This window comes from Streptomyces sp. TBY4 (genome assembly GCF_024213195.1).
Taxonomy (GTDB): domain Bacteria; phylum Actinomycetota; class Actinomycetes; order Streptomycetales; family Streptomycetaceae; genus Streptomyces.
The window spans coordinates 20,422-46,289 of sequence record NZ_JANAVF010000022.1 but is presented as its reverse complement, the minus strand read 5'-3'; the positions used below and the strand labels follow the sequence as shown (position 1 = coordinate 46,289).

Here is a 25,868-nt window from a genome sequence, read left to right as displayed (position 1 = left end):
GACGCCGGGCCTACGGGGTGTGGCCGTAGAGCCGCCGTTCCTGGAAAGCGTACGGCGGAGCGGCCACGCTCGGTGAGGTGACGACCGAAAAGAGTGACATGGCACCGGCGGAGTTCCGGCAGCTCCTCTCCGCCACCCCGCGCGGGGCCCGGCTGGCCCGGCGGCTGGCCGGGGTGCAGCTGGCCGCCTGGGGGATCCCGCACGGCTGCGGGCTCGCCGACGACGTGGAGCTGGTGGTGGGGGAGCTGGCCGCGAACGCCGTGCTGCACGGGCGGGTGCCAGGCCGGGACTTCGAGGTCCGGCTCGGCTACGACGGGCTGCGGGTCCGGGTGGAGGTGAGTGATGCCCGGGGCGACCGGCTGCCGTCGGAGGCGGTCGTCGACCCGTGGTCGGCGGAGGGCGGCCGCGGGCTGGTGCTCGTACGGGCCCTGGCGCGGGAGTGGGGGGTCGCGCCGAGGGAGCGGGGCGGGCCGGGGAAGACGGTGTGGGCCTGTCTGTGAGCCCGGGGAACACGGAACTCCCGCCCCGGGGGCCGGGGCGGGAGTTCGGGTGGCGGACGGTCAGAAGATGCCGGTGATCGTCGTCGTCCAGCTGCTGTTGCCGACGAGCGACGGGGACCCGTGGCCGGTCGGCAGGCCCGGGTAGAACCTCAGCTCGCCCGTGCCGTTGGCGCCACCGGTGTGGACGGCCCAGAAGTCACCGGTCTCCTGGCCCTCGGCGGGGACGAACTGGAGGTAGCCGCCCTGGTCCTGGACCTTGCCCTGGACGTTGGTCGCGCCCGCGAGGTGCGGGATGTTGTCGGGGGACCAGCCGCCTTCGCCGTAGACCTTGCGGCCGTGGGCGATGCGGTACTCCGTACCGCCCGCTCCGTCGTCCGCGCGGGAACCCTCGTAGAGGTAGAGCTTGCCGTACGAGGCGTTCGTGGTGTCGGTGCTGCGCAGACGTCCGAGCAGGTCGGGGATGCCGTCACCGGTGACGTCGCCCGTGGAGATCAGGTCGTAGTGGGTCCAGTTGGTGGTGCCGGTCGCCTTGCCCGGCTTCAGCTTGTAGGTGCCGGTGTCGGCGGCGAGGGGGCCTTCGGCGGAGCCGGTGTAGACGACCATCTTGCCGCTCTCGATGACGATGAGGTCGCTGCCGGCCATGCCGTCCGCGTTGCCCGGGGCGATGATCTGGGTGGCGCCGGACCAGCTTCCGGGGATGTCGAACTGCTGCGCCGGCGTGCCGTTGCACGTGAACATGGTGAACGGCGTGCCGTTGGCGGTGTTCGCGTTCGGCAGGTCGAGGCAGAGTCCGGTCACCGGGTTGAAGAGGCCGCCGTTGCCGCGGTCGACCCAGCGCTGGGCGGGGGTGCCGTTGCAGTCGTAGAGCTTGACCGCGGTGCCGTTGGTCGCCACCCCGTTCGGGATGTCCACGCACTTGTTGCCGAGCTCGGGCACCTTCAGGGCGTTGCCGGTGAGCTGGAAGTGCTGGCCGGGGCCGTCGTTGCAGTCCCAGACATGGATGGCGGTGCCGTTCTCCGGGCGGCCGTGGTCGACGTCCACGCACTTGCCGCCGGGGACCTTGACGAGGCCGGTGTCCTTGCCGGTGGGGTGGATGAGCTCCTTGCGCTCCGTGGTGAGCGGGCTGCCGGTGCCGTCGCCCGGGTAGAGGTACAGCTTGTTGCCGATCTTGACGAACCAGTCCTCGTACCCGTCCTTGGACTGGCCCTCGGTGGCCGCGGTGAAGTCGCCCCGGTGGGCGATCTGCACGCCGTCCCAGCCGCCGTCGGCGACGGTCCGGGCGCCGGCGTGACGGCCGGTGCCCGTGCCGGCGTAGATCCGGGCGCCACCGTTCTTGTCGGTGGCCAGCAGGTCGACGTAGCCGTCGCCGTCGAGGTCACCGGGGAGGTCGCCGCGGACGCGGCCGTCGGGGGCGTGGACGAACTCGGGGAGCTTGGTGACGATCAGCGTGGTGTCGGTGCCCTCGTGGGCGCCGCTGCTGACGCCGTTTCCGTCGTAGAGGCTGCTGTTGCCCCAGCGGTCGTACGCCTGCACGTGCAGCCGGTTGTTGGGCCACAGGCCCGGCTTCACCGTGACCGTGGCCGTGCCGTCGGCATCCGCCTTGACCCAGGTGCCGGCGCCGCCGCACTTCGCCGAGGAGGTCTGGAGCGGGTTGTTCATGGCGTAGCAGAAGCCGTCGAGCGACGGGTCCTTGGACGTGAACTTGATCTTCCGGTCCTGCCGGGCCGGGACGGCGGCCACGTCGAGGGGATGCCCGTCGGCGGAGGCGACGGTCGGCTTCGGCGGCGCGGACTTGTCCACGTTGAACCCGCACTGCGGGGTGTAGGCGGAGGCGTCGATGCCGTCCTCGGCGCGCACCATCCACTTGTAGCGCTTGCCGTCGGCGAGGTCGGCGATCCGCAGGGTGTGGGTCACGGTGCCGCCGGAGTTCACCTGCGGGCGCGGGCTGGCCACGCCGGCGCCGGCGTACTCCCAGATGGCGAAGGCGGCCGTGAGCGTGCCGCCCTCCGGGTCGGAGAGGCGGGCGGCCAGGGTGAGGTCGGTGCGGCCGACGGTCGGCCAGGTGGCCGGGTCTTCGGTGCAGGCGACCTGGAGCTCACCGGAGCCGCCGGGGCTCCACGGGCCCTGGAAGAACGCGCTCCACTCGACCTTGGGGGGCCGGTTGTAGTCGATCTCCAGGTGCGGGTTGTTGTGGAACTTCTTCCAGCTCAGCTTGTCGCCCTCGGTGCCGTTCGCGGCGCGCAGGCCGAGGGTCAGCTCGGGACTGTCGATGTCGGCGACGTGCTGGACGATGTCCTTCAGCGCGCCCGAGTCGAAGTCCTCGCCGGCGGCCTTGCAGCTGTCGCCCCAGCCGTGCGCGAAGGTCTTGGTCTGCAGGGTGCCGTTCCACGAGGGCTGGTTGTTCCAGGTGGTGGAGGGGCTGATCGGCCCCGTCCAGCCCAGGTCCACGGGCTTGGCCGTGCAGGAGTACGCGTACGAGTTGAAGATGTTGAAGGTGGCGCGGGTGATCCGCGCGCCGCCCAGGCCCTTGGTGTTCATCTGGAAGTACGGGCGGGCCGTGCCGTTGGTGCGGTCCTCGTGGCCCAGCCGCGGGAGCTTGTCGTCGAAGTTGGCGCCGTTCCAGAAGGAGCTGCCGGCCAGGTCCGAGCCCTGCTTGTAGGCCATCGTCCAGTTGACCCGGTTGCCGCCGGCGAAGATCGGGTCGATGACCACGGGGAAGACGGTCTTCGGGTCCTTCAGCATCCCGGCGTCCGGGGTGATGCGCAGGGTGTTGCCGACGACCTCGGTGGGCATTTCCTTGAGCCTGGCCGGGGGCGGGGTCTCGGTCTGGCCGCCGCCTTCGCCCTCGCCCGTGCCTTCGCCGGAGCGGAGCGCCCTGGCCTGGGGGACGCTCAGGTGTGAGGAGTCCCACATGGCGGGTACCGGGGCGGAGAACAGCTCCTGTCCCTTGCCGTCCACGGCGCTGAGCCTGCCCTTGTCGTCGGCCTTGAGCTCGACGCCCTTGCCGCTCAGCCCGAAGGAGAGGGAGGCCAGCCGGGGATGGGCGGCGGCCTCGGGGGTCTTGACCACGAGGTGCTGGGCGAAGCCGTCGACGTCCGCGGCGATCTTCAGGTCCACCCCGGGCAGCACCTCGGGGTAGAGGGCGGTGGACCCCTCCACGCGCGGTGCGGGCAGCGGGTCCGGCCAGCCGATGGACAGCGACTTGCCGTCCTTCTCCATGGTGGCCAGCGGGCCGCCCCCGGCGGGGGTGCCGCCGCCGGAGAAGGAGAGGCCGAAGACGGGCGCGGCGGGGCGGATCCGGCCGTCCGTACCGGTCTTGAGGGTGGAGTCGGCGTCCTGCCAGGCACTCCCGACCTTGGCGAAGGCGGGGCGCACGTACTGGCGCCAGGTGAAGGAGCCGTCGGGGTTGGCGAGCACCCGGGTGTGCTCGTCCCGCTGCTCGGCGACGTCGACGGGCTTCCCGGTCGCCTTGGCCTGCCGGGAGGCGGCCGACTCGGCTTCGGTGGCGGGGGTTTGGGCGGTGGGGGCTTGGGTGGCGGGTGCGTCGCCCTTCGCCCCGTTCGTGGCCCCGTTCGCCGCTCCGTTCGTGGCCGCGTCCTGTGCCGCGGCCTCCGCCGCGGCCCCGGCTTCGGCTTCGGCGGCCGTGCGGGACGGGGCGTCCCCGGCGGCCAGCGCGGGCGGGGCGAGTGCCAGGGGTGTCAGCGCTCCCGCACTGAGTGCGGCTGCCGCCACCACCGCCGACAGGCGGTGTCCGCGGCGCCCTCTCCAGAGCGCCCGAGGTTCCTTCACCGGTGCCATCCCATCAATTGATCGAGACTCAGATTTGCTTTGCGAATCGTAACTCGGAGATAAAGCCGAGCTGTGCGGGAGCTGTGGGCGCCTGACGGGATGTGCTCGTGCAGCGAGAGGCGGGGTGTGACTGGACGAGGCGTCAACTTGTGTTTTATGCCCCAACTTAGTGGCTGATTGGGGTGGTTTGTGCTGCTCGATCTGGGATGCGGGTGAGGCTTTCGGCCCGTCCGATTCGGGACATCGGCCCCGGGACCAAAGGCCCCAATGTTCCCGACCGAGGTCCCATAGCAATTTACGTATGGGAAGTCGGTGCTACGTTCCCCCGACGGCCCGTCAAGGGGCCAGCCGTAAAATGCACATGGAGAGTTCGTCGTGAACCCAACGAGACGATGGAGTCGGGGGGCGGCTGTCGTCAGCCTCTTCCTCGCCGGCTCCCTGGTGGTGTCCTGCGTACCCGCGGACGGTGGAGGAGCCGGGGGTGAAGGCCCTCTCGGCTTCAAGCCCCGGCCGGTGCAGCAGACCGATCCGGTCTCCGGGAAGCCCCACGTTCCGGACGGCGAGAGCCCGGTCAGCGAGACCGACAAGAACCCGTGGAAGAAGCCCAAGGTCACATGGCCCAAGGCGGCCGAGGGCGACGCCGAACTCGCGGCCCCCGCGGCCCCGGCCGCCGCCCGCGACGCGCGCAGCCACCGGCTGGAACACGTCCAGGTCTCCGGGCTCCCCGTCGCGGTCGCCCCCCTCCCCGGCAAGCCCCGCACCCCCGCTGCGGATCCGATGTCCGCTGCGGATCCGGCGTCCGCCGCGGATCCGGCGTCCGCCGCCGATCTCGCCCGGGACGCCACCGCCGGCGCGCCCGAGAAGCTCCACGTGAAGATGGCCGACCGCAAGGCCGCGGACAAGGCCGGCGTGGACGGCATCCTGTTCGGCGTCAGCCGCAGCGACGGCCGCAACCTCCCGGGCCGGGCCTCGGTCCAGCTGGACTACAAGGCCTTCCGCAAGGCCTACGGCGCCGACTGGGACTCCCGGCTCCGCCTCGTGCAGCTCCCGGCCTGCGCCCTGACCACCCCGGACAAGGCCGAATGCCGGGCCGGCACCCCGCTGCCCACGCACAACGACTCCGCGAACGGCCTGCTCACCGCCGAGGTCGCCGTGGCCCCGGACGCGGCGGCCGCCCCGCCCGAGGACGGCGCCGGCGGCGCGCAGCCCCGTACGCTCACGGTCCTCGCCGCGAGCGCCGCGCCCTCCGGCGGCAGCGGAGACCTCGGAGCCACCTCCCTCTCCCCGTCCGGGAGCTGGACGGCCGGCGGCAGCGGCGGCGGCTTCAGCTGGTCGTACGACATGGAGCTCCCGCCCGTCCCCGGGGACCTGACCCCGAAGCTCTCCTTCGGCTACTCCTCGTCCTCCATCGACGGCCGCACCGCCTCCACGAACAACCAGGCCGGCCAGATCGGTGAGGGCTGGTCGATGGAGACCGGCTTCATCGAGCGCTCCTACATGGCCTGCCGCTACGACGACGGCGCGGGCACCAACGCCCCCAAGAAGTCCGCCGAGTCGTGCTGGAAGGGCGACAACGCCACGCTCTCGCTCAACGGCCAGAGCACCCGGCTCGTCAAGGACCTGGCCAGCGGCGCCTGGAAGCCCGCCAAGGACGACGGCACCCGCGTCGAGCACCTCAACGGCACCGCCGCCGACACCGGCAACGGCGACGACGACAACGAGTACTGGAAGGTGACCACCCCCAAGGGCGCCCAGTACTTCTTCGGCAAGCACCGGCTGCCGGGCTGGAGCACGGGCAAGCCCGAGACCAACTCCACCCTCACCGCGCCCGTCTACGGCAACCACGCGGGCGAGCCCGGCCACACCGCCGCCTTCAAGGACTCGGTGACCACCCAGGCCTACCGCTGGAACCTCGACTACGTCGTGGACCCCCACGACAACGCGATGGCGTACTTCTACTCCAAGGAGACCAACGCCTACGCGAAGAACGCCACCGGCGAGATGACCGAGAAGCCCAAGGCGGACGTCACCTACGACCGTGCCGGCACCCTCGACCGCATCGAGTACGGCCACCGGGCCGGCCAGGTGTACGCGGCCCAGGCCGCCGCCAAGATCGTCTTCACCGCCGGCGACCGCTGCCTGGCCGCCGGCGCCGGAGCCTGCGCCTTCGACAAGGCCCACGCGGACAACTGGCCCGACGCCCCCGTCGACCAGCAGTGCGAGATGGGCAAGGAGTGCATCAACGCCGCTCCGACCTTCTGGTCGAAGAAGCGGCTCACCAGCGTCGACGCCCAGGTCCTCAAGGACGGCGCCTACCAGTCCGTCGACACCTGGAACCTCACCCACCAGTTCCCCGGAACCGGTGACGCGGGCGGCCCCGGCCTCTGGCTCGCGGGCATCACCCGCACCGGCAAGGCCGGCGGGACCGCGCAGAGCACCGCGCCGGTCACCTTCGGCGGCACCCTGATGCCGGGCCGCGTCGACACCAACGAGGGCCGGCCGCCGCTCAACAAGTACCGCATCACCCGCATCAGTTCGGAGACCGGCGGCGACACGATCGTCGACTACTCGGCACCCGAGTGCGCCGTCGGATCGACCCCCGCACCGGACGGCACCAACACCAAGCGCTGCTACCCGAACTACTGGGTCCCGGACGGTGGCGCCGAGCCCGTCCAGGACTTCTTCCACAAGTACCTCACCACCAAGGTGACCGCCAACGACAAGGTCGCCGGAGCCGCCTCCACGGTCACCTCGTACGAGTACCTCGGCGGCGCCGCCTGGGCCAAGGAGACCAGCGAGTTCGTCCCCGAGAAGCAGCGCACGTACAGCGAGTTCCGCGGCTACGGCACCGTCCGCACCCGAACCGGCACCGAGAACAGGACCCTCACCGAGACGCGCTACCTGCGCGGCATCGAAGGCGCCAAGGTGACCGACTCGCGCGGCGGCACCACCACCGACTCCGAGCCGTACGCCGGCATGGTGCTGGAGACCGCCGTCTACGACAAGGACGTCAAGGGAGCCGGCGGCGCTGCGGGCGACGGGAAGATCACCCAGACCTCCCTGAACACCCCCTGGTCCCAGAAGACCGCGAGCCAGACCCGCCCCGGCACCACCGACCTCGTCGGCCACCGGGTCGCCGTCTCGGGACAGAGCAGCCACAAGCTGCTGACGGGCACCACCTGGCGCACCACCCGCACGAAGAGCACCTTCGACGAGTTCGGGCAGGTCCTCTCCGTCTCCGACGAGGGCGACACCGCCGTCACCGGTGACGAGGTCTGCACCCTGACCTCGTACGTCACCCCGGACCGGACGAACTGGCTCATCGCCTACCCCTCCGGCTCCAAGCAGCTCGCCGGCACCTGCGAGGCCGCCGGCTCCGCCACCGAGGCCAACACCCTCGGCGAGAACCGGACCCTCTACGACGGAAAGGCCTTCGGCGTCGCTCCCGTCCGGGGCAAGACGCACGTCACCGGCACCCAGGAGCTGGACCACTTCGCCGCCGGCGCGCCCGTGTACGTCACGACGGCCACCTCCACGTACGACGCCTACGGCCGCGTGCTCACCGTCACCGACGCCGCGAACGCGAAGACCACCACGGCCTACACCCCGGCCACCGGCACCCAGCCCACCTCGGTGAAGACCACCGACGCCAAGCAGTTCACTTCCACCGTCGAACTCGACGGGCTGCGCGGCCTGGCCCTGAAGGCCACCGACGCCAACGGTGCCGTCACGCAGCAGGAGTACGACTCCATGGGCCGCATGACCGCGGTCTGGCGGCCCGGCCGCGCCAAGACCGACCCGGCCGACCTGCTCTTCAGCTACGCGCTCTCGAAGACCGCCCCGACCGCGGTGACCGCCAAGACCCTTCTGGAGAACGGCAAGTACCGCTCGGCGATCACCCTGTACGACGGTCTGCTGCGGCCCCGCCAGGTCCAGACGGACGCGCACGGCGGCAAGGGCCGGCTGGTCAAGGACACCTTCTACGACAGCCACGGCCGCGCCTACAAGGCCAACGCCGAGTACTACAACACCGACGCGACCACCGCGAACACCACGGTCGTCGCCGTCCCCGACAACCAGGTCCCCTCCCAGTCCGTCAACGAGTACGACGGCCAGGGCCGGGTCACCGCCGGGATCACCCTCTCCAAGGGCGTCGAGAAGTGGCGCACGGCCACCACCTACGGCGGTGACTGGACGGCCGTCGTCCCGCCGGCGGGCGGCACCGCGACGCTCACCCTCTTCAACGCCCACGACAAGCCGCTGGAACTGCGCCAGCACAAGGACGGAAAGCCCGACATCGCGGCCGCGCCCACCGCGTACGAGGCGCTGAAGTACACCTACGACCGCAAGGACCGCCTCGCCAAGCTGACCGACGCGGCCGGCAACACCTGGACCAGCGAGTACGACGTGCGCGGGCGCCTGACCAAGGCGAGCGACCCCGACAAGGGCCCCTCCACCACCACGTACACGGCCACCGGGAAGATCGAGACGGCCACCGACGCGCGGGGCTCCGCCCTCACGCACACCTACGACGCGCTGGGCCGCCAGACCGCCCTGTGGGACGGCGGCACGAGCGGCACCAAGCTCGCCGAGTGGACGTACGACACCCTCGCGGGCGGCAAGGGCAAGCTGAGCACCTCCACCCGCTACGACCACGGCAACGCCTACGCCACCGCCGTCACCGGCTACGACAAGGCGGGCCGGGCCACGGGCTCCACCGTCACCGTCCCGGCGGCCGAGGGCAAGCTCGCGGGCAGCTACGCCTTCGGGACCACCTACACCCCCGTCACCGGCCTGGTCGCCTCGACCAGCTATCCGGCGGCCGGCGGGCTGGCCGCCGAGAAGATCACCCACGGCTACACCGAGTTCGGCGAGCCCACGACGCTCGGCAACGGCACGGACGTCTACTCGCTCGGCACGCAGTACTCGCCCTTCGGCGAGGTCCTGCAGACCGTCCTCGGCGACATCGGCGGCCGGACCGTCCAGACCTACACCTACGAGGACCACACCCGCCGGCTCGCGGGCGTGATCAACGACCGGGAGGCCAACGGCCCGCAGACCATCGACAGCAAGGCCTACACCTACGACCCGAGCGGCAACATCGTCCGCGTCCGCAACGACCGCGACGACAAGGCCACCGCCGACGACCAGTGCTTCGCCTACGACTGGGCCCGCCGTCTGACCGACGCGTGGACCTCACCGGACGCCTGCGGCTCGACGAAGACCGGCGGGGTCGACCCGTACAAGTACCACTACACCTACGACCTGGTCGGCAACCGGATCACCGAGAAGCAGACCGACCCCGGCGGTGCCACGGCCAAGGACGTCCTGCGGACCTCCACCTACCCGAAGCCGGGCGCTAACCGCCCGCACGCGGTGGACAAGGTCACCGTCTCGGGCGCGGGCGCCCGCACGGACTCCTTCGAGTACGACGCGGCCGGCAACACCACCCGGCGGGTCACGGCGGCCGGGGACCAGAAGCTCACCTGGGACGCCGAGGGGCGGATGGCCACCTCGACGACCGGAACCAAGGCCTCCTCCTTCGTGTACGACGCGGACGGCGGCCGGCTGCTGCGCAAGGACGGGGACAAGGTCACGCTCTACGTCGGCGGCCAGGAGCTGACCCTGACCACGGCCACCGGCAAGGTCACGGGCATCCGCTACTTCGCCTCGCAGAAGTCCACCGTCGCGGTCACCTCGGAGGGCCGCGTGTCGTACCTGCTGTCCGACCACCACGGCACCGACGAGGTCCAGGTCGACGGCATCTCGATGCAGTTCACCCGCCGCGGCCACACCCCCTTCGGCACGGCCCGCGGGCCGCAGCCGGCGGGCGGGGCGTGGACCGGTGAGAAGGGCTTCGTGGGCGGCACCAAGGACGCCTCTACGGGCCTGGTGCACCTCGGAGCGCGCGAGTACGACGCGGCCAACGGCCGGTTCGTCTCGGTCGACCCGGTCATGAACCTGGCCGACCCGCAGCAGATCAACCCGTACGCCTACGCCACCAACAACCCGGTGACCAGCAGCGACCCTTCGGGCCTGTACGGCTCCTGGTGCGTGACGGCGGCCTGCGTCAACGGCACGGGCGGCCCGGGCACCTCCCCGACCAGCAACCCGGCCCAGATCAAGCACGACTCGAACAACCCCGTCGGGCACGTGGACGAGAGCTACGAGCCCGATCTGGGCAGCGGCACCAGCTACACCAGGGCCAAGCGGTCCATGTACTCCGATGGCGAGAAGGGCACCGCCCGGACCGGCCAGTTCTTCCTGAGGAAGATCCCGACCGCACCCAAGCAGATCATCCGGATGTCCTTCTTCATCCACACGGAGCTCGCGATGATGGGCCTGCTCATCGGAGACAACCGGGACTGGTCCACCGACCCGGACGCCGCCTACCGCATGGTCCTGTTCTGGGACACCGAGAGCGGCATGGCCACCTTCAAGGTCTCCCCGTCGCACACCGCTCCGGTACCGGAGCCGAGCGTGCCGCGCGTGACGAACTGGTCGGTCGGCACGACGGAGCACGGCAGCCCCTCCGAGATGATCCCGGCCCACCCGATCAGGTTCTCCTCGGCCACCGGTGACACGATCAACGGGGTGAACATCCTCGAGCGCCTGGGCGACGTGACCAACGGGATCTCGCTCGGCGTGCACGGCGTGAACAGCAAGGCACCCCTCTTCGCCGTGGACACCGAGGTCACCATCGCCGCCAACGAGTCCTCGGTCAGCGTCTCCCGGTCGGGGGACGCCTACCCCGACATGGAGGCCACCTCGTACCGGCCGGGCGCCGTGCCCGTACAGATCGGCCAGGACCGGATGTCCGCCCCCAGCTTCTTCGGGGTGAAGGCGCCCGACGAGGGAATGAGCGCCATACCGGGAGCCAACCAGCGGACCTTCCGGGCGACGACGTGCATCGTAGGGTGTGGTCGGTGATGGCGACGGACAAGTACGCGGCCGAGTACGAGCAGATGCGGCTCGTGTGGTTCGGCCGGGCTCTGGGCCGGTTCCTGCTGTGCTTCCTCGCCGTGCCCGTCGCACTCGCGCCGGTGCTTCCCGCCATGCCGTACCAGCCGTCGGACCAGGACTACTCGTACCTGGACGGGGTGCTCTGGGCCCCGCTCCTCACGTGGCTCATGTTCCTGGTGGTCGGCATCTGGTACCTGCTGGTGCTGGTGGCGGCCGCCGTCCTCCACCGGAACACGGACAGCTTCATGCTGCGGGGAGCCGTCGTGATGGGGCTGCCCCTGTCGCTGGTGCTCCTGGTGCCGCTCGCCGGGATCGTGGTGGGGCTGACGCACCTGCTGACGTGCATCGTCTTCTCGGTGAAGTTCATGCCGCCGGGCCGCAGGGCGGAGGAACCCGAGGCGGCGTAGGGGGCGGCACACGGCCGCGGACATGACTACGGGGGCTGCGCATCCGCGCAGCCCCCGTAGTGCGTCGACCCGGGCTACTTCAGGTGGTCGGTGATCAGCTTCTTGAACTCGTCCGGGGTGATCGAGTCGATGCCCTTGCCGGAGTTCACCGTGAGCTTCGTGCCGTTGATGGAGACGTCCGGCGTGCCCTGCATGTTCTGGTCGTAGAAGGCCTGGCCGACCTTCTCGACCCACGGCATGTAGGTGAGTTCCTTGACCGCCTTGTTGAAGGCGGGCGTCCGCAGCCCCGGGACCTGGTCCGCGAGGTCCAGCAGGGTGGCGGTGGAGCCGAACTTGTCGTCCGATTCCTGCTCCGGGTGGTTCTTGTAGAGCACCTGGAGGTACTCCATGAACTTCTCCGGGCTCTCGTTCACCGCCGCGCCCAGCGCGTTGACGGCCCGCTTGGAGCCCTTGCCGCCGCCCAGCGCCTTGTCCAGGAAGGTGGCGAAGTGGTACTCGACGCGGTAGGTGCCCGCGTCGGCCTGCTCCTTGATGGTCTTGCCGAGGCCGATCTCGACGCCCGCGCAGTAGGGGCAGCGAGGGTCGAGCCAGACGGAGAGCACGTTCTTCGCGTCGGCCTTGCCGTACGGGATCACGATCCCGTCCTTGCCGGTGGTGTTGGCCGGCTGGACGAAGGGCTTGGCGGCCGCCTCCTCGTCGGCGGAGGGCTTCGACACGTACATGCCGACGCCGACCGCGAGGGCCAGTACGGCGACCAGCGCGCCGCCGATGAGCACGCGCCCGCGCACCTTCGCGCGCCGGGCCTCCGCCTCGCGCTCCTCGCGCATCCGTTCGCGGGCCTCGCGCCGCTGGTCCTTCTTGCTGGTTGCCATCCCCCAAGGATAGAGATCGTAGAGCGGTCAACCAGGGGTCTTTGGTGCGAATCGGGCAGGGGCTTAGGTCCCTGGTGCTGCTCCCGGGGCCCGGTCCGGTGAAGGTCCGGCGAATGGTGGGACACATCTCCTGGGGCGCCGGTGAGTCGCGTCGGAAGAACTGATAGACAGTTAACCTCCACGGCCCGATCGGCCGTCCGCGCGCGCGTTTTTGGGGTGCGTGGAGCGACATGTGAGTTTTTTTACGTTTTACGGGGGCCCGGACCGGCCGCCGCTCTGGGGGGATCGCCGCACTGTGAAGCCACTTCACCGTCACCTCGTCAACACGTCGCGCAAAGTCGTGTGCACGGCCGCCCTCGCGGCCAGCCTGACCACGGCCGCGGTCGTGACCAACACGCCGATCGCGGGCGCAGGGGAAGCCGAGCCGACCCCCGACAGCCCCCAGGCCACCGAACGCGGTGACGCCCGGCTGGACCTGCCGGACCTGGTCGCCGACCCGCCCCCGCCGCCCCCCGGCGCCGCCGCCCCCGAGGGGGCCACCGCGGGCATACCCGCGACCGCCCTCGACGCCTACAAGCGTGCCGAGATATCGGTGGGCGCCGCCCTCCCCGGCTGCAAGCTGCCCTGGGCGCTGCTCGCCGGCATCGGCCGGGTCGAGTCCGTGCACGCCTCCGGCTACGGGCTCAAGGCCGACGGGTACACCGAGAAGCCGATCCGCGGGCCGCGCCTGGACGGCAACGGCTTCGCCGAGATCAGGGACACCGACAAGGGCGAGTGGGACGCGGACGCGGAGTACGACCGCGCGATCGGCCCGATGCAGTTCATCCCCTCCACCTGGGCCACCTGGGGCGCCGACGGCAACGCCGACGCCAAGCGCGACCCGAACAACATCTACGACGCCGCGCTCGGCGCCGGCCTCTACCTCTGCGCGGGACAGCGCAACCTCACCGTCGCGGGCGACCTCGACGAGGCGGTCCTCAGCTACAACCGGTCGCGCGAGTACGTGAACACCGTGCTCGGCTACATGCGCCAGTACCAGGCCGGCCAGGGCGCGGCCCCGGTGACGAACCCGCCGGCCGGCAACTACCCGACGCCCAACCCGCCGTCCCTGCCGGTGCCGCTGCCTCCGCCGCCGCCGCCCGCGCCGACCCCGACGCCGACGCCGACCCCCACGCCGACGCCGACCCCGCCGCCGAAGCCCACGCCGCCGCCGAAGCCCACCCCGACCCTGGACAAGCTGGTCCGGGTCGGCACGAAGGAGCTCACGGCCGAGGCCGGGACCGAGTTCGAGTACCGCCCGCTCATCAAGGCGCTGCTGACCGACGGCATGCCGGCCGTCGACCAGGCGATCGTGTTCTCGATCGACGACGACACCACCGGTCGCACCGTCTTCGCGGCCGACGGCAAGGACTTCGCGGTGGTGCGCACCCACGCCGGGGGCCTGGTCCGGGTCCCGAAGCTGAAGGCCGGCGCCAAGGCGGGCACCTTCACGCTGCGCGCCACGGCCTACGCCGCTTCGGCCGAGGCCTCCCTGCGGTTCGGCGCCAAGGTCACGCCGGCACAGGCGGACGAGCTGGTCCGCAGCGACGCGAACGCCGACAAGCCGCTCACCGCGGAAGCCGGCACCGCGATCAAGGGCGTGGAGTTCCTCGCGAAGGCGAAGGACAAGCCGGTCGCCGGGGCCGTGGCCACGGCCGGGCTCGGCACCAAGGACAAGGACGGGAAGTGGGTCCCCGCGGACCCGGCCACCGCGGGTGCGGCCCCGCACTTCCTGGGCAAGGACGGCAAGAAGCTGACGGAGCTGGCGCTCCCGGCGACCGGGGCGGACGGCAGGATCGCCCTGCCGGAGCTGTCCACCAAGGGTGTCGCGGCGGGCGTGTACACGCTCCGCGTGCGGATCTCGGACCTGGTGGTCCTCTACCTCCCGATCACCGTCACCCCGGCCACGGAGCCCCCGGCCACGGAGCCGCCCGTGCAGCCGACGCCCAGCCAGCCGGCGCGCAAGAACTAGCCCCGGCAGGCCTGCCGCAGCCCCCGACCTCGGCGGGAGGCGCGGCAGGCCGGTGCGCCCCGGGTGCCCCGGCTGCCCTGCGGGACTGTCCCCTACCCGCCCTTCGCCCGTTCCCCGGGCGCTGCCCGGACCCGTACGTGCGCTGCGCGCCCGTGCCCTCAAACGCCGGGCGGGCTGGATGGATCCAGCCCCGCCGGCGTTTGAGGCGCGGGGTCTGGGGCGGAGCCCCAGGGAACGGGCGAAGGGCGGGTAGGGGACACACCACTCCGTGCCCGACGGGCAGACGGCCCCCGCCGTCGCCTCGGCGATGAGCTAGGAACCCGGCCAGGGAAAAGGCAGGAGCCCCGTCGACTCTGCTCGCACAGAGAAGACAGGGCTCCTTGGGTACTGCATATCCAACCGCGACTGGTTGGCCCAGGCGACTAGGCCGGGGTGACGTTCTCCGCCTGCGGGCCCTTCGGACCCTGGGTGACGTCGAAGTTCACCAGCTGGTTCTCCTCAAGGGAGCGGAAGCCGGCGGCGTTGATCGCGGAGTAGTGGACGAAGACATCCGGGCCGCCGCCGTCCTGGGCGATGAAGCCGAAGCCCTTTTCAGCGTTGAACCACTTGACGGTTCCGGTAGCCATGAGCCCTCCTATGGGCCAAAGGGTCGCCCTGCTCCAGAACCTGCTAAGAAGTCTGAAAACTACAAAAGCCTGCGGGTCACATTCTCCGCAGGCCTCGTACTGCAAGGGAAACCAAACTGCAACTTGCGTCGAGCCTAGCACGCACATCCCGGCCGAGACCAGAGGGAAAGATCACGTCACTCGGACGTTTGAGACCCGCCAGACGGCTGACGGAGACCCGGGGGCTAGTCTCGCGATGTGGACGTCAATCGCAGCCGGCCCCGGGTCGGCCACATTCAGTTCCTGAACTGCCTGCCCCTCTACTGGGGGCTGGCCAGAACCGGCACGCTGCTGGACCTGGAGCTGACCAAGGACACCCCGGAGAAGCTCAGCGCGAGCCTCGTCCAGGGCGGCCTGGACATCGGTCCCATCACCCTCGTGGAGTTCCTCCGCAATGCGGACGAGCTCGTCGCCTTCCCCGACCTCGCGGTCGGCTGCGACGGTCCCGTCATGTCCTGCGTGATCGTTTCGCAGGTCCCCCTGGACCAGCTCGACGGTGCCCGGGTCGCCCTGGGATCCACCTCGCGCACGTCCGTACGCCTGGCCCAGCTGCTGCTCGCGGAGAAGTACGAGGTGCGGCCCGACTACTACACCTGCCCGCCCGACCTGGGGCTGATGATGCAGGAGGCGGACGCGGCGGTGCTGATCGGCGACGCCGCGCTGCGGGCCTCGCTGCACGACGCGCCCCGGCTCGGGCTCGCCGTCCACGATCTGGGGGCGATGTGGAAGGAGTGGACGGGACTGCCGTTCGTCTTCGCCGTCTGGGCCGCCCGAAAGGACTACCTGGAGCGTGAGCCGGAGGTCGTGCGGAAGGTCCACGAGGCCTTCCTCGCCTCCCGGGACGTCTCCTTGGAGGAGGTCGGCAAGGTCGCCGAGCAGGCGGCCCGCTGGGAGGCCTTCGACGCGGAACTCCTGGAGCGCTACTTCACGACGCTCGACTTCCGCTTCGGCACCGACCAGCTGGCCGGCGTACGCGAATTCGCGCGGCGGACGGGACTCACGACGGGCTATGCGCCCGATGTGAACGTGGAGCTGCTGCCGGTGGCCGTGCCGGGTCATTAGCGCGGCTTATGAGGGCATTCATCTTTCCGCAGTGCGGAAAGGGGCGGAAAGGCGAATGCCCGCCGTTTACCGGGAATGCGTTCCCCTTTCACCGGGCGTGCGGGCCGGGCGGCCCGGGGACACGATGAGTGGAGGGGACGGAGAAGGGGACGGGGGCGGGGCGGTCGCGAGCGGGCTCACCACACCCAGGGGGCCATCGGAGCTCCGCCATGACCACACGCTCAGTCGGCCGGGACATCACGGTCCTCGGCGACGCCCTCGAAGTGCCGGGCGTCGGCTTCATCCCGGTCAACGCCTTCGTCCTGCACGCCAGTGAGCCGGTGGTCGTCGACACCGGCCTCAGCCTGCCCGACCGGGACTTCCTGAAGACCCTGTCCGAGGCCGTCGACCCCGCCGACGTGCGGTGGATCTGGCTGACGCACCCGGACAAGGACCACACCGGCGGGATCTTCGCCCTGCTGGAGGCGGCCCCCGGGGCCCGTGTGGTGACCACCTTCCTCGGCGCGGGCGAGATGACCACGGAACGCCCGCTGCCGATGGACCGGGTCTACTTCCTCAACCCCGGCCAGCGGCTCGACGTGGGCGACCGCTCCCTCACCGCCTTCCGGCCGCCCCTCTTCGACAACCCCGCGACCGTGGGCTTCTACGACGACCGCTCGCGGGCCTGCTTCAGCTCCGACTGCTTCGGCTCCCCCCTTCCGGACGGCGAGCTCGCGGCCGGCGGCGACGCCGCGGAGGTCGGGCCCGAGGAGCTGCGGGCCGGCCAGCTGTTCTGGGCCTCGGTGGACAGCCCCTGGGCGGCCGTCGCCGACCGGGAGAAGTTCCTCGGCACGGTCCGGCCGCTCAGGGAGATGGATCCCGAGCTCGTGCTCTCCACCCACCTGCCCCCGGCCGCCGGGGTCGGCCTCGTCACCCGCATGCTCGACACCGTGGGCCTCGCCCCGGGCCTGGACCCCTTCGTGGGCCCGGACCAGCAGGCCCTGGAACAGATGCTCGCCGGCTTCGAACCGGCGGGGGCGGCGGCGGCCGCCTGACCTGGAGCGCCCTGCGGGGCTGTCCCCTACCCGCCCTTCCACCGTTCCCCGGGGCTCCGCCCCGGACCCCGCGCCGGGGTCTGGTCCTTTCAGCCGTCCGGCGTTTGAGGACCGGGGTCTGGGGCGGAGCCCCAGAAGGGGTCCGGGCGCGGCCCGGGGAACGGTGGAAGGGCGGGTAGGGGACAGCCACCCCCTGCTACCGTCCATCGCCAAGACGCGGCCGGGCGGGGCCGGGCAGGGGCGGGGGCGAGAGCTGGCATGGGCATCGCGGGGTTCGTGGCCGGGGTCACCCTCTGGGGCGCGCTGGCAGGCATCCTGCTGCCCCGTGCCGCCTACCGGCTCTCCGTCGAGGCGGGCCTTCCCTGGCGCTCGGCCTGTCCGGCCGGGCATCCGCTGAGCGGACCGGCCGGAGGGTGGCTGGGGCTCGCGGTCTGCCCCGGGTGCCGGTCGGAGCCCGCCACCGGCCGCCGCCGCGGCTACGCGCCCGTCGGCGGAGCGGTGCTGGCCACCACTCTGGTCTGCCTCGCGCTCGGGGCCGGGGTGGGGGCGCGGCCCGAGCTGTTCGTCTGGCTGCTGCTGGCTCCGTTCACCGTGCTGCTCTGCCTCGTGGACCGGGCCGTGCACCGGCTGCCCGACGTACTGACCCTCCCGCTGGCCGCCGGGACCGCCGCCGCGCTCGGCACGGCCGCCCTGGCCACGGGTACCGCCGGATCCTGGACGCGCGCCCTGCTCGGCGGGCTCGTCCTCGGCTGCTGCTACTACCTCCTCCACTTCATCAACCCGCGCGGCATGGGCTTCGGCGACGTCACCCTGGCCCTCACCGTGGGGCAGGTCCTGGGCTGGTACGGGTGGTTCGTGCTGTTCGCGGGCACCTTCGCCGCGTTCCTCGCGGGCACCGTCTACGGGTACGCCCTGATCGCCCTGCGCCGGGCGGACCGGACCAGCCCGATCGCCTTCGGCCCGTTCATGGCCGCAGGGGCCCTCGCGGGCGTGGTCGGCGCGGGCCTGGGCCTGGGCATGGGGCTCGGGACGGGGCTGGGTGCCGGCCTCCCGTGAGCCGGTCCGCGGGGCCGGGGTCGCGGCCGCCGGTGCCGCCGGCGCCCTGACCAGGGCCCGCGGGACATCCTCAGGGGGCCAGGCCGGGAGCACGGGGTGCTGGCGTAGGCTGGATCGGTCCGGACCTTGACACACCCGAAAGGTGACGCACCGGTGACCGACCAGGCCGCTCTCCAGTCAGTCCTCGACCGAGCCGCCGGCGGGGGCCGGATCACCAAGGAAGAGGCGCTCGACCTCTACCGCCACGCGCCGCTGCACGCCCTCGGCCAGGCCGCCGACGCGGCCCGCCGGCTGCGCTACGCCGGTACCGAGCACATCGCGACGTACATCATCGAGCGCAACATCAACTACACCAACGTGTGTGTGACGGCGTGCAAGTTCTGCGCCTTCTACGCGGCCCCCAAGGACGCGAAGAAGGGCTGGTCCCGGGACCTCGACGACATCCTGCGCCGCTGCGCGGAGACCGTCGAGCTGGGCGGCACCCAGATCATGTTCCAGGGCGGCCACCACCCGGACTACGGCGTCGAGTACTACGAGCACCACTTCTCCGCCATCAAGCAGGCCTTCCCCCAGCTGGTCATCCACTCCCTCGGCGCCTCCGAGGTCGAGCACATGGCCCGGATCTCCAAGGTGTCGGCGGAGGAGGCCATCCAGCGCATCCACGCCGCCGGCCTCGACTCCTTCGCGGGCGCCGGCGCCGAACTGCTCCCGGCCCGCCCGCGCAAGGCGATCGCCCCGCTCAAGGAGTCCGGCGAGCGCTGGCTGGAGATCATGGAGATCGCCCACAAGCTGGGCGTGGAGTCCACCTCCACCATGCTGATGGGCACCGGCGAGACCAACGCCGAGCGCATCGAGCACATCGCGATGATCCGGGACACGCAGGACCGCACGGGCGGCTTCCGCGCCTTCATCCCGTACACGTACCAGCCCGAGAACAACCACCTCAAGGGCCGGACCCAGGCGACCGTCTTCGAGTACCTGCGCATGATCGCCATCGCGCGGCTCTTCCTCGACAACATCGCCCACATCCAGGGCTCCTGGCTCACCGTCGGCAAGGAGGCGGGCCAGCTCTCCCTGCACTACGGCGCCGACGACCTCGGCTCGATCATGCTGGAGGAGAACGTCGTCTCCTCGGCCGGTGCCAAGCACCGCTCCAACCGCCAGGAGATCATCGACCTGATCCGCAAGGCGGGCCGCACCCCGGCCCAGCGCGCGACGACGTACGAGCACCTCCTGGTGCACGAGGACCCGGCGAACGACCCGGTCGACGAGCGCGTGGTCTCGCACATCTCCTCCACCGCCATCGAGGGCGGCACGGCCCACCCCGAGCTGAAGCTCATCTCCACGAACTGAGCGCCCCGTGCTGACGATCCACACCGCCGAACTCCTCGTCACGGGGGCCGCCACCGAACCGGGACCCGCGCCGGGGCTCCCCGGCGGCGCGGTCCTGGTCGAGGGCGACCGCATCGCCCGCGTGGGCCCGTACGAGGAGCTCGCCGCGGCCTATCCGCACGCGCGCGCCCGCAGCTGGCCCGGGGTGCTGACCCCGGGGCTGCTGGTGCGCGGCGGCGACGAGCTGCTGGAGCGCACGTACTACCCGGACGACCCGTACGAGATCACCGAGCTCGGGACCGAACCGATCAGCGGCGCCGAGGCGCTGGCGGACCTGAAGATGACCGAACCGCGCCGGGGCAACAGCGCGCGCCGCGGCACGCAGAAGCTGCTCGCCCGCGGCGTGGTGGCGGTCGCGGGCCGCTTCACCAGCCCGGCCGTCCGCACGGCCGTGGTCCGCTCCGGGCTCACCATCGTCCCGCCCGCCCCCTACGAGGGCCCCGCCTCCCTCGACCCGCTCGCCGGCCGGACCGCGGCCGAGGAGGCCTTCCACGGAGTCCTGGAGCCGGGCGCCCCGGCCCGGTTCGCGGTCTTCGCCGTGGCCGGCCCGACGGAGCTGCTGGTGGAGGGCCCGACGAGCTGCGTCGCCACCGTCATCGGCGGCAGGCTGCTGCACCGCCGCCGCTGAGCTGCCGGGTGCGGGGGGCGAAGGGCCTGCGAGAATGGCCGGGCGGTCCGCGGGACCGGCCCGGGACCCTGCCGCAGCACCACGGGATCCGATCGAAGGCCCTGCCGCACCGCCGCCGACGCCTACCGAACCGCTTGCCACCGAACTGCTCGCCGAACCGTTCGCCGAACCATCCGCACCGCACCGAGGGGCCCACGCCAGTGACATCCGCTTCCCTGGACAAGCAGCCGCACGAAGTCGCCTCCATGTTCGACGGCGTGGCGGCGAACTACGACCTCACCAACGACGTCCTCTCCCTCGGGCAGGACCGCGTCTGGCGCAAGGAGGTCGCCAAGGCGGTCGGCGCCCGCCCCGGGCAGCTGGTCCTCGACCTGGCCGCCGGCACGGCCACCTCCTCGCTGCCCTTCGCCGCGACCGGCGCGTACGTCGTGCCCTGCGACTTCTCGCTCGGCATGCTCCGCGAGGGCAAGAAGCGCAACCCCTGGCTCCCGCTGACTGCCGGCGACGCGACGAAGCTCCCCTTCAAGGACGAGGTCTTCGACACCGTCACCATCTCCTTCGGCCTGCGCAACGTCCAGGACACCGACGCCGCCCTGCGCGAGCTGTACCGGGTCACGAAGCCCGGCGGCCAGGTCGTGATCTGCGAGTTCTCGCAGCCCACCTGGGCGCCCTTCCGGACCGTGTACACCGAGTACCTGATGCGCGCGCTGCCGCCGGTCGCCCGCGCGGTCTCCTCCAACCCCGACGCCTACGTCTACCTCGCCGACTCCATCCGCGCCTGGCCCGACCAGCCGGCGCTGGCCGTGCTGCTGCAGAAGGCCGGCTGGTCCAAGGTGGCCTGGCGCAACCTCAGCGGCGGCATCGTCGCCCTGCACCGCGGCACCAAGGGGTAGTTTCCCGTGGACTACCAGGCGCTGCTGGAGCAGGTCGCGAAGGACGTCGCCCCGCTGGTGGGCAGCGGGGCGCCCGCCGAGTACATCCCGGCGCTGGCGTCCGTCGACCCCCGGCAGTTCGGGATGGCCATCGCCGACCTCGACGGCAACGTCTTCGGAGTCGGGGACTGGCGGACGCCCTTCTCCGCCCAGTCCATCACCAAGGTCTTCGCCCTCGCCCTCGCGCTCGCCGAAGGCGGCGACAGCCTGTGGGAGCGGGTCGGCCGGGAACCCTCCGGCAACCCGTTCAACTCCCTCGTGCAGCTGGAGTACGAGAACGGCATCCCGCGCAACCCCTTCATCAACGCGGGCGCGCTCGTCGTCACCGACCGGCTCCAGACCCTGACGGGCGACGCGAGCAGCGAACTGCTGCGCTTCCTCCGTGAGGAGAGCCAGAACCCGGACCTCGCCTTCGACGCGGAAGTCGCCGCCTCCGAGCAGGAACACGGGGACCGCAACGCCGCCCTCGCCCACTTCATGGCCGCCTACGGAAACATCGACAACCCGGTACCGGCCCTCCTCGACCACTACTTCTGGCAGTGCTCCATCGAGATGAGCTGCGCCGACCTGGCCCGCGCCGGCCGCTTCCTGGCCCGCCACGGGCTCCGCGCGGACGGCTCCCGTCTCCTGACGCGCAGCGAGGCGAAGCAGGTCAACGCGGTGATGCTGACCTGCGGCACGTACGACGCGGCGGGGGAGTTCGCGTACCGCGTCGGCCTCCCGGGCAAGAGCGGCGTGGGCGGCGGCATCGTGGCGGTCGTCCCCGGTGCGTGCACGCTGGCCGCGTGGAGCCCCGGCCTGGACCCCCAGGGCAACTCCGTCGCCGCGGTAGCCGCCCTGGACCGCTTCACGACCCTGACGGGCCTGAGCGTGTTTTAGCCTCCTGGACGGGCTCCGCTCCGCGCAGGGGGTCAGGTGAGGGTGAGGGTGTAGCGGCGGGCGGTGCGGGGGGTGTCGGGGATCGGGAAGCGTTCCGCCAGGGTCATGCTCAGTCGCTCCGCCACCGCGATCGAGCGGACGTTCGCGTCGTCGATCATCGCCACCACCTCCGGCACCCCAGCCCCCCGCACCCGCTCAAGGGTCGCCAGCGCAGCCGCGTACGCGTACCCCCGCCCCCAAGCGGAGCGCCCGAGCCGCCACCCGATCTCGATCTCCCCGACCGGCCCCCACGCCTTCGCCGCCGGCCACGGCTGCGCCCCGGTGAAGCCGAGGACCTCCCCGTCCCCGTCGAGCAGCGTCCACAGGCAGAAGCCGAGCCGGGCGTCGTGCATCCGCTGCCGGGCGGTGATCTCCTCGTAGAAGGAGAGTTCGGCGGGGCCGCCGAGGAATTCCATGACGTCGGGGTCGTGGAAGACCCGGTGCCAGGCGTGCGCGTCCTCGTCCGTGGGCACACGGAGCTGGACGGTGGGGAGCGGCCGGGTCGGCGAGGTGGTCACAGGGGGCAGCCCTTCGGATCGCGATCTCTCTCGCTGCATAGACTGCACGTGTCTTGTGCCGTTGGGCACCCTTTATCGAGCCTTCGGGAGACCCGCCGTGACCGAGCCCCTCTCCGAGCACTCCGCGGACGTGATCGTCGTCGGGGCCGGGCCCGCCGGCTCGACCACTGCGTATTACCTGGCCAAGGCGGGACTCGACGTCCTGCTGCTGGAGAAGACGGCGTTCCCGCGCGAGAAGGTCTGCGGCGACGGCCTGACGCCGCGCGCCACCAAGCAGCTGGTGTCGATGGGCATCGACATCTCCGAGGAGGCCGGCTGGCTGCGCAACAAGGGCCTGCGGATCATCGGCGGCGGCCAGCGGCTCCAGCTGGACTGGCCCGAGCTGGCCTCCTTCCCGGACTACGGACTCGTCCGCAAGCGCGACGACTTCGACGAGACGCTGGCCCGCCAGGCGCAGAAGGCCGGCGCCCGGCTGTACGAGCGCTGCAACGTGGGCGAGCCCGTCCGCGACCCGCGCACCGGGCACATCACCGGGGTGAAGGCCAAGCTCGGCGAGGAGAAGACCGAGGTCACCTTCCGCGCCCCCCTCGTCGTCGCCGCCGACGGCAACTCCTCGCGCCTCTCCCTGGCGATGGGCCTGCACCGCCGCGAGGACCGCCCGATGGGCGTGGCCGTGCGCACGTACTTCACCTCGCCCCGCCACGACGACGACTACCTGGAGTCCTGGCTGGAGCTGTGGGACCGGCGCGGGGCCCAGGACCGGCTGCTGCCCGGCTACGGCTGGATCTTCGGCATGGGCGACGGCACCTCCAACGTCGGCCTCGGCATCCTCAACTCCTCCTCCGCCTTCAAGGAGCTGGACTGGCGCGAGGTCCTCAAGGCCTGGTGCGCCTCCATGCCGGAGGACTGGGGCTACACCCCCGAGAACATGACGCAGCCCATCCGGGGCGCGGCCCTGCCGATGGCCTTCAACCGCCAGCCGCACTACACCAAGGGGCTGCTGCTGGTCGGTGACGCGGGCGGGCTCGTCAACCCGTTCAACGGCGAGGGCATCGCCTATGCGATGGAGTCGGGCCAGATCGCCGCCGACGTCATCGTCCAGGCCCACTCCCGTGCCACCCCGGCCCTGCGCGAGCTCACCCTGCACAGCTACCCGAAGGTCCTGAAGGAGACCTACGGCGGCTACTACACCCTGGGCCGCGCCTTCGTGAAGCTCATCGGCAACCCGAAGATCATGAAGGTCGCCGCCCAGCGCGGCCTGAGCCACCCCCTGCTGATGAAGTTCACCCTGAAGATGCTGGCCAACCTCACCGACCCGCAGGGCGGCGACGCGATGGACCGCGTCATCAACGGCCTGTCGAAGGTGGCTCCGAAGGCCTGACCCCGGCGGCGGGCGGGACGGGCCGGCAAGTCGGTTTCCAGGCAAGAAGATTGGCCGACCAGCAGGTGAGAAGGGCTTGTCCCGGTACCGGCCGGACTGTTCAATTCCCGAGAGTGAACAGGTCTTCCACCGTGCGCTCCCGTCCGCGCCGCCCCGCCGCCCTCCTCCGCCCCGCCCTCCCGGGCGCCGTCCTGCTCGCGCTCGTCCTGGCCGGCTGTTCGGAGCCGGACGGCGGGGGTGACGCGCACGGGGAGCCGGAGCTCGGGGAGGTCGCCGTCGCCCCGGCCACCGCCTCGCTCTCGCTTCCCCTGGACGCGTACACGGACACCGACGCCGAGACGGTCCGCATGGGGCAGGTGCAGCAGCGGCTGATCTCCCGGTGCATGGCCCGGTACGGATTCCCGTACGAGGAGGTCGGCCCGTCCGATCCCGCCGCCGCCCAGGGGCCCGAGGGACGGCACCGGGCGCTCTTCGGGGCGGTCGATCCGGAGTTCGCGGCGGCCCACGGCTACGACATGACCGCCGGCAAGGGGCGGCCGGTCAAGCCCCCGGCCGCTCCGCTGAGCGAGAGCGCCCACCTGGTCATGCACGGCGAACGGCCGGGCGGGCAGCAGGGCGGCGCGAAGCTCCCGGACGCCCCGAGCGAGGAGGAGGCCGCGGGGGTGGACAGCGGCATCGACATCGGCGGGCAGAAGGTGCCGGCCGGCGGCTGCGTGCGGGAGGCCTACCGCAAGCTGTACGCGCCGACGAAGGACAGCGTGGACCTGCTGTTCCCGTTCGGGCTGGCATCGGAGGCGCACGAACGCTCCAAGAGCGACTCGCGGGTGGCCGAGGTGCTGAAGAACTGGTCGGCGTGCATGGGGAAGTCGGGGTACACCGGGCTGAAGGATCCCTACGAGGTGGTCCAGAAGCTCGGCCTGGAGGCCGATCCGGGCGGCCCCAAGGCCGTCACCGCGGCCAAGGCCGATGTCGCCTGCAAGCGCGAGGTGAACCTCGTGGGCATCTGGGCGGCGGTGGAGAAGGCGTACCAGGAGCGGCTGGTGGAGGACCAGGCCGAGACCCTCGCGCTGTACAAGAAGCAGCGCGAGGCCCGCTACAAGCTGGCGGCCGGGCTCCTCTGAGGCCCGACCGGCGCCCGAGTGACGCCCGCCGCTCAGGAGGGCCGGCGCAGGCAGGCCCGGTAGGCGTCGAGGTGGTCCCGCTTGAGCGCCTGCCACTGTTCGGGGGTGCCGCCGGCCTGCTGGTGCACCTCGCCGGTGACCGGATCCGGGTCCGGATACCAGGAGATGCCCCGCTCCCTCATGCACGCGGAGGATTCGCGGGCGGCGGCGAGTTCCTGCGGGCTCGCCTGGAGGGGGGAGGGCGAGGGGAGCAGCGGGAGACAGGCCTTCTGGGCCCCGGGGTACTGCGGGCTTTCCTTCTCCACGAAGTGCGGGGCGCCGTCGTCCCCGTAGGAGAGGGTCATTCCGTGCTGCTGCATGCACGTGTAGAACGGCATGTCCGCCGCCGCGATGGAGGGGCTGGCGGTCGCTCCGGGCTTTCCCGCTCCGGAGTTCTTCCCCGGGACTTCCCCGCCTCCACATCCGGTCAGTGCGAGGCACAAAAGGAGTGACGAGGATATTTCGCGTACGCGCACGAGGTGTTTCCCTTGCGGTCGGCGGAGGTAGGTGTGGGGGAGTGGCGGAAGGCCGCGGGAGATGGTAATCGGGTGCCGAAAATCGCGACAAGTCCGTTACGAGC

The 25,868-nt window shown here is 71.5% G+C and carries 18 protein-coding genes; 13 read left to right on the top strand and 5 right to left on the bottom strand.

Annotated elements, in window-relative coordinates; genetic code table 11:
* The first annotated feature begins 77 nt into the window (after positions 1-77).
* Positions 78-500, top strand: a complete 423-nt coding sequence (locus NLX94_RS34670) for an ATP-binding protein (protein ID WP_374684060.1) — start codon at positions 78-80, stop codon at positions 498-500.
* 60 nt (positions 501-560) lie between these two features.
* Here NLX94_RS34670 and NLX94_RS34665 read toward each other — a convergent pair whose 3' ends face one another.
* Positions 561-4,289, bottom strand: coding sequence for a ricin-type beta-trefoil lectin domain protein (locus tag NLX94_RS34665; protein WP_254387260.1), 3,729 nt, complete (start codon positions 4,287-4,289; stop codon positions 561-563).
* Between the two features lie 513 nt (positions 4,290-4,802).
* Here NLX94_RS34665 and NLX94_RS39515 point away from each other — a divergent pair.
* Positions 4,803-11,219 (top strand): RHS repeat-associated core domain-containing protein, encoded by a 6,417-nt coding sequence (locus tag NLX94_RS39515; protein ID WP_254387259.1) that lies wholly within the window; start codon positions 4,803-4,805, stop codon positions 11,217-11,219.
* Positions 11,219-11,659: a hypothetical protein gene (locus NLX94_RS34655; protein WP_254387258.1), complete on the top strand. Its 441-nt coding sequence runs from the start codon at positions 11,219-11,221 to the stop codon at positions 11,657-11,659. The genes NLX94_RS39515 and NLX94_RS34655 overlap by 1 nt, the downstream gene beginning before the upstream one ends.
* 74 nt (positions 11,660-11,733) lie before the next feature.
* Here the strand turns inward: NLX94_RS34655 and NLX94_RS34650 are convergent, their stop codons facing one another.
* Positions 11,734-12,531, bottom strand: coding sequence for a thioredoxin domain-containing protein (locus tag NLX94_RS34650; RefSeq protein ID WP_254387257.1), 798 nt, complete (start codon positions 12,529-12,531; stop codon positions 11,734-11,736).
* Between the two features lie 295 nt (positions 12,532-12,826).
* Between NLX94_RS34650 and NLX94_RS34645 the strand changes: the two genes are divergently transcribed.
* A complete protein-coding gene (locus tag NLX94_RS34645) occupies positions 12,827-14,542 on the top strand; it encodes a lytic transglycosylase domain-containing protein (protein ID WP_254387256.1) in 1,716 nt (571 codons plus the stop codon).
* 422 nt (positions 14,543-14,964) lie between these two features.
* On the opposite strand, the gene NLX94_RS34640 is transcribed toward NLX94_RS34645, so the two are convergent.
* Entirely contained in the window at positions 14,965-15,168 is a 204-nt protein-coding gene (locus NLX94_RS34640) for a cold-shock protein (protein ID WP_112451444.1), read from the bottom strand.
* A 237-nt stretch (positions 15,169-15,405) separates the two neighbouring features.
* On the opposite strand from NLX94_RS34640, the gene NLX94_RS34635 reads away from it, so the two are divergent.
* The 7 genes from NLX94_RS34635 to NLX94_RS34605 all read left to right on the top strand — a co-directional run bounded on the left by NLX94_RS34635 (position 15,406) and on the right by NLX94_RS34605 (position 22,190).
* Positions 15,406-16,269, top strand: coding sequence for a menaquinone biosynthesis protein (locus NLX94_RS34635; RefSeq protein ID WP_254387255.1), 864 nt, complete (start codon positions 15,406-15,408; stop codon positions 16,267-16,269).
* Between the two features lie 209 nt (positions 16,270-16,478).
* Complete coding sequence (locus NLX94_RS34630) at positions 16,479-17,303, top strand: MBL fold metallo-hydrolase (protein WP_254387254.1); 825 nt, start codon at positions 16,479-16,481, stop codon at positions 17,301-17,303.
* 258 nt (positions 17,304-17,561) lie between these two features.
* Positions 17,562-18,359 (top strand): A24 family peptidase, encoded by a 798-nt coding sequence (locus tag NLX94_RS34625; RefSeq protein WP_254387253.1) that lies wholly within the window; start codon positions 17,562-17,564, stop codon positions 18,357-18,359.
* Between the two features lie 153 nt (positions 18,360-18,512).
* The gene (gene mqnC / locus NLX94_RS34620) at positions 18,513-19,712 is read left to right on the top strand and encodes a cyclic dehypoxanthinyl futalosine synthase (RefSeq protein WP_254387252.1); all 1,200 of its coding nucleotides are present in this window, start codon (positions 18,513-18,515) and stop codon (positions 19,710-19,712) included.
* Positions 19,713-19,719: 7 nt separating this feature from the next.
* Positions 19,720-20,379, top strand: a complete 660-nt coding sequence (locus NLX94_RS34615) for a hypothetical protein (RefSeq protein ID WP_254387251.1) — start codon at positions 19,720-19,722, stop codon at positions 20,377-20,379.
* Between the two features lie 200 nt (positions 20,380-20,579).
* The gene (locus NLX94_RS34610; protein WP_254387250.1) at positions 20,580-21,272 is read left to right on the top strand and encodes a demethylmenaquinone methyltransferase; all 693 of its coding nucleotides are present in this window, start codon (positions 20,580-20,582) and stop codon (positions 21,270-21,272) included.
* A gap of 6 nt (positions 21,273-21,278) precedes the next feature.
* Positions 21,279-22,190 (top strand): glutaminase, encoded by a 912-nt coding sequence (locus NLX94_RS34605; protein WP_254387249.1) that lies wholly within the window; start codon positions 21,279-21,281, stop codon positions 22,188-22,190.
* Between the two features lie 32 nt (positions 22,191-22,222).
* Here NLX94_RS34605 and NLX94_RS34600 read toward each other — a convergent pair whose 3' ends face one another.
* On the bottom strand, positions 22,223-22,747 hold the full coding sequence (locus NLX94_RS34600; protein ID WP_254387248.1) for a GNAT family N-acetyltransferase: 525 nt from the start codon (positions 22,745-22,747) through the stop codon (positions 22,223-22,225).
* 97 nt (positions 22,748-22,844) lie between these two features.
* Between NLX94_RS34600 and NLX94_RS34595 the strand changes: the two genes are divergently transcribed.
* A complete protein-coding gene (locus NLX94_RS34595) occupies positions 22,845-24,128 on the top strand; it encodes a geranylgeranyl reductase family protein (protein WP_254387247.1) in 1,284 nt (427 codons plus the stop codon).
* A 113-nt stretch (positions 24,129-24,241) separates the two neighbouring features.
* Complete coding sequence (locus tag NLX94_RS34590; protein ID WP_254387246.1) at positions 24,242-25,249, top strand: hypothetical protein; 1,008 nt, start codon at positions 24,242-24,244, stop codon at positions 25,247-25,249.
* Between the two features lie 32 nt (positions 25,250-25,281).
* On the opposite strand, the gene NLX94_RS34585 is transcribed toward NLX94_RS34590, so the two are convergent.
* Entirely contained in the window at positions 25,282-25,626 is a 345-nt protein-coding gene (locus tag NLX94_RS34585) for a hypothetical protein (protein WP_254387245.1), read from the bottom strand.
* Positions 25,627-25,868: the final 242 nt, after the last annotated feature.

Coding starts and splice junctions, on each gene's coding strand:
- NLX94_RS34655 (WP_254387258.1), top strand. CDS start 11,219: ATGGCGACGGACAAGTACGCGGCCGAGTACGAGCAGATGCGGCTCGTG.
- NLX94_RS34650 (WP_254387257.1), bottom strand. CDS start 12,531: ATGGCAACCAGCAAGAAGGACCAGCGGCGCGAGGCCCGCGAACGGATG.
- NLX94_RS34640 (WP_112451444.1), bottom strand. CDS start 15,168: ATGGCTACCGGAACCGTCAAGTGGTTCAACGCTGAAAAGGGCTTCGGC.
- NLX94_RS34630 (WP_254387254.1), top strand. CDS start 16,479: ATGACCACACGCTCAGTCGGCCGGGACATCACGGTCCTCGGCGACGCC.
- NLX94_RS34625 (WP_254387253.1), top strand. CDS start 17,562: ATGGGCATCGCGGGGTTCGTGGCCGGGGTCACCCTCTGGGGCGCGCTG.
- NLX94_RS34585 (WP_254387245.1), bottom strand. CDS start 25,626: ATGCCGTTCTACACGTGCATGCAGCAGCACGGAATGACCCTCTCCTAC.